Origin of the sequence: Allobosea sp. CER48, from assembly GCF_044752385.1 — a bacterium.
Lineage (GTDB): Bacteria > Pseudomonadota > Alphaproteobacteria > Rhizobiales > Beijerinckiaceae > Allobosea.
The window spans coordinates 1-4,341 of the sequence record NZ_JBIWYK010000264.1; the positions used below are offsets into that span (position 1 = coordinate 1).

3 protein-coding genes are annotated in these 4,341 nt (G+C 69.7%); all 3 read right to left on the reverse strand.

Features of this window, described 5'->3' with window-relative positions; all coding sequences use genetic code 11:
* The coding region (locus tag ACIPIA_RS10940; RefSeq protein WP_400509394.1) for a sugar phosphate nucleotidyltransferase at window positions 1–339 on the reverse strand (339 nt) is incomplete at its 3' end.
* A gap of 177 nt (window positions 340–516) precedes the next feature.
* A complete protein-coding gene (gene tsaE / locus ACIPIA_RS10945; RefSeq protein ID WP_400509390.1) occupies window positions 517–2,064 on the reverse strand; it encodes a tRNA (adenosine(37)-N6)-threonylcarbamoyltransferase complex ATPase subunit type 1 TsaE in 1,548 nt (515 codons plus the stop codon).
* On the reverse strand, window positions 2,061–4,341 hold a 2,281-nt coding region (locus tag ACIPIA_RS10950; RefSeq protein ID WP_400509392.1), incomplete at its 5' end, for a sensor histidine kinase. The genes ACIPIA_RS10950 and tsaE, both read right to left, overlap by 4 nt.

Sequence of the window (4,341 nt, forward strand, 5' to 3'; positions counted from 1 at the left end):
GGCGGGCCGGCCGGTCTCGCGCCAGAGCGCGTCCGAATTCACGTGGAAGAACGGCGCGGCTCCGAGCAGCGGCAAGGCCTTCTTCACGCCGCCGCCGGTCTCCAGCAATTCGGCGCGTTCATCCGAGACCGTGATGCGCGGGCGGGGGCGCCCGGCGACATGCGCCTCGACCTGCCCGGCGAGATGATGGACGTTGACGACCGCGTCCTCGACGCCGGCATCGGCCAGCCGATCGAGCATATGGTCCAGCATCGCCTTGCCGCCGATCCGCACCAGCGGCTTCGGCAGCGTGTCGGTGATGGGGCGCATGCGCTGCCCGAGCCCGGCCGCCAGCACCATCGCCCGGCGGATCGGCGGCGAAGCGGTTGAGGTCACGCGAATCTCCCGGAACGGACGCATGGCGATCCATAGCGCGTCATGGTCGGGCTTGTCCCGGCCATCCGCGTCTTGCTTCGCCGAGCGTCGTGTTCGAGACGCGGATGTTCGGCACAAAGAGAGGCATGGCGCCGCGCCCTGTCACGCCGTCTCGAACAGCTTCGGCATATGCGCCTGGTACCAGCCCCTCAGCTCTTCGAGCGCAGGGTGCTCCAGGTTGCGGCGCAGATAACCCTCGATGCGCGGCAGGTGCTTGAGGTAGTCCGGCTTGCCGTCGCGCTTGTCGAGCCGGGCGAAGATGCCGGCGATCTTCGTGTTGCGCTGCGCACCCAGGATCGCATAGGCGCGGGCGAAATCGGCCAGGTCGAAATCCGGCGCCTCCGCACGCCGGGCCGCGCCATAGGCCGCGAGCAATCTGAGTTCCAGCGAGGCCGGCACATCGACGCGCGCATCCTGTCCGAGGGACGCGAGGTCATAGGCGGGGTGGCCGAGCACCGCATCCTGGAAATCGATCAGGCCAAGCTGGGCGTGGCCCTCCCGCTGCTCCAGCCAGATCAGGTTCGGCGAATGGAAATCGCGCAGCGTCCAGGTCTTCGGCTGGGCGAGGATCTCGTCGAAGAGCTTGCTCCAGATGCGGGCGAATTCGGCCTGCGTCACGGCGGGCAAGGTCACGCCCGCGATATGCGGCGCATACCATTCCAGGATGAGCTCGGCTTCGATCGCGAGCGCTTGGCGGTCGTATTCGGGGATGGCGTGGTCGCGCGCCTCGGCCACGGGCAGGATGGCGGGCAGCGTGTGCCGGTGGAGATCGGCGAGCAATCGGGCCGCCGCCTCGTAGCGCTCCGCGATCGGCCGGCGCTCGGCATCGATCACGCCTTCGCTGCCGAGATCCTCGATGATCAGCAGGCCGGTGGCCAGGTCCTCGGCCAGGATCTCCGGCGCCGAGTAGCCGAGCGAACTGAGGCCGCAATCCATCGCTACGAAGGCTTCGACGTTCTCGGCGAGGTGAGCCAACGTGCTGTAGGGTTTGCCCAGGCGGATCGGCGGGCCGTCCGGCCGCGGCGGCGAGATCATCAGGACGGCGGTTTCGCCGCCCGGCTGGGTCAGCCGCTCATAGGCGCGCGTCGAGGCGTCGCCGAGCATGAAGTCGCGGCGGGCTGCGCCCCAGCCAGAGGCGTCGAGCAGGCGGCGCGAAGCCACCGCGATGGCGAGCCGCTGCTTCCACAGCACGCCGCCGGACAGATCGGCGATGCGCCCGGTCTCGGGATTGTCGGGATCGACGTCGAGCACGATGTCGATCCTGCGGCCCGCAGGCAGGCGCGTGCCGGCGCGGTCCGGCCACTCGACCAGCGTGATCAGCCGCTCGACATCCTCGATCAGGCCGATGTCGTCGAGCTCGTCGGGCGAGCGGACGCGGTAGAGGTCGGCGTGCAGCACGAGGCCGCGCGGCGTGTCGTAGCTCTGGACGAGCGTGAAGGTCGGACTCGGCGCCTCCAGCGTCGGGTCGCCGGCCAGTTCGCGCAGGATGGCGCGCGCCAGCAGCGACTTGCCCGAGCCGAGATGGCCCGAGAGCGCGACGATGTCCCCTGGCTTCAGGATCGCGGCGATATCGGCGGCGAGGCGCTGCGTCGCGGCCTCGTCCACCAGCATGAGCCGGTGCAGGCCGGCCTTGCGGGCTTCTTCTGTCATTCAGCTGCGTCCGAGAGCGGCATGCCCTGGGCGGGGAAGATGGCTGTGACCTTCGTGCCCCGGCCCGGCGCGGAATCGAGCTCGACATGACCGCCGTGCAGCTCGACGATGGAGCGCACGATCGAGAGCCCGAGGCCGACGCCGCGATGGCTGGAGCCGAGGGAGTTGCTCTCGAAGCGCTCGAAGACCTTCTCGACGACCTCGGCCGGAATGCCACGGCCCTGATCGGCCACGGTGATGCTGATGTCGCTGCCCCGGCGGCTTGCGCTGACCATGACGGTCTGACCGGGCGCAGAGAAGCCGATGGCGTTGGAGAGCAGGTTGAACAGGACCTGCCGCAGCCGCTTGCCGTCCGCGCGCAGCGGCCCGGTGCGCGGGTCGATCTCGACCTTGAGCTCGAGCCTGCTGTCGATCAGCCGGTCGTGAAGCCCCGCCGCAGCCTGCGCGATGGTGTCGGAGACGTCGACATCCTGGATTTCCAGCGTCAGCGCGCCGTTGTCGATCGTGGCAAGGTCGAGGATGTCATTGATGATGGCGAGCAGCGCGCCGGAGGAGCGCACGATATGGGCGGAATAGTCGCGCTGCTTCTCGTTGAGCGGACCGACCGTCTCCGTGCCGAGGAGCTGAGCGAAGCCGATGATGTTGGTGAGGGGCGAGCGGAGCTCGTACGAAACGTGATGGACGAAGTCCTCGCGCAGCCGCGAGACGCGCTCAAGAGCCTCGTTCTTCTCGGTCAGCGCCCGCTCGACATTCACACTGGCGGTGACGTCGGCGAAGGAGATCAGTGTCGCGCCGTCCGGCAGGGGCGCGGCCGCCATGTCGAGCACGGAACCGTCGCGGCGCTCCATCCGGCAGTGATAGTCCTCGCGCGCATCGCGCACGCCGGTGACGACGCTGTGCAGTTCGCTCCAGACCTCGTCCTGCGGGAAGAGCGGCTTGCAGAGCCGAATGACCTCGTCGATATGCGGGGCGCTCGCGGCGAGGTCGCCGCCCTGGATGCGCCAGGACTGGGCGAAGGCAGGGTTCGAGAGCCGGAGCCGCCCGTCAGAACCGAACACGGCGACGCCTTCGCGCAGCGAATCCAGCGTCTCTCGCTGCGTCCGGGACAGGGCGTTGAAGCGGGATTCGAGCGTGAAGCGCTCGGTCACGTCGTCATAGAGATAGGTGACGCCGCCCTGCGGGTTGGGGCTGGCGACGACATGGATGGTGCGTCCGTCGGGCAGATACCACCAGTCCTCGCTGGCGCGCGTCGCGGTATAGGCTGCGTGAACCGCCGCCTTCCAGCTGCGATAGTCGCCGAGTTCCGGCAGGCGCCGCTCGGCGCGCAGCCGATCGAGAATCTCGCCATCGGTCGGCTGGCCGTCCAGAAAGCCGGACTCGAGCGACCAGAGCGTGTCGAAACCGGAATTGCGATAGACGAGGTGCTGCGTGCCGTCGAAGACCGCCACCGCCGTCTTGAGCCGGTCGAGTGTCCGGACATGGGCGTCCATCTGGCGCTGGAGATCGGCGCGGACCGCCTCCAGCTCGCTCATGTCGGTGGCGAAGCCGGCATAGCCCGTCGCCGCCGGCAGCTCGACGACATCGAGCGTCCGCCGCTGGCCGGCGACGATGGCGGGCGCGCGCCCGGCGAAGGGGCTGCCCTCGCGCCGCGCCCGCGCCGCCGCATCGCGTTCGGCCCGGTCGAGCAGTTCGAGCCCGCCCGTCACCGCCGTCGCCGGATCGCTGGCTTCGACCGCCCGCGCATAGGCGCCGTTGACCCAGCTCAGGCGGCCGTCGGCGTCGCGCATCCAGGCCGGATGCGGCAGCCCGCCGAAGAGGTGGGCCAGAGCCGCGTGATCGGCCGTGACGCGCTCCAATTCGCCGCGCAGCGTCATGACCTGCGCGCGCTCGCCGGTGACCTCGCGGAAGCGGATGACCGCCCGGCCGGCAACCGGACGCCCCTGGACATCGATGAATGGCCCGGCCTTGCTGCGCAACGTGAAGCTGAAGGCCTCTCCGCGCTCCTTCAGCGCGTCCGTGGCCAGTTCCAGCCGCTTGGCGTCGGAGGGCGCGGCCCAGCTGCCATAGGCCAGTGCGAGCACGGCCCCCGGCGCGCCGAGAAAGCCGCTATCGCCCTCGAAGACGGGCTGGGCATCGCGTCCGTTCCAGCTCACCACCACCTGGGGCTCGGCGCCGAGCAGGATCGCGAGGCGCTCCTGATGGCTGCGGGCGGCCTCGAGATCGGCCGCGAGCTTGGCCTCCCGCGTCCGCCAATGCCTGCGCTCGCGCATGTAGACC

What these genes read in the sequence shown, in the direction of transcription:
- tsaE (WP_400509390.1), bottom strand. Translation starts at nt 2,064, where the DNA reads ATGACAGAAGAAGCCCGCAAGGCCGGCCTGCACCGGCTCATGCTGGTG.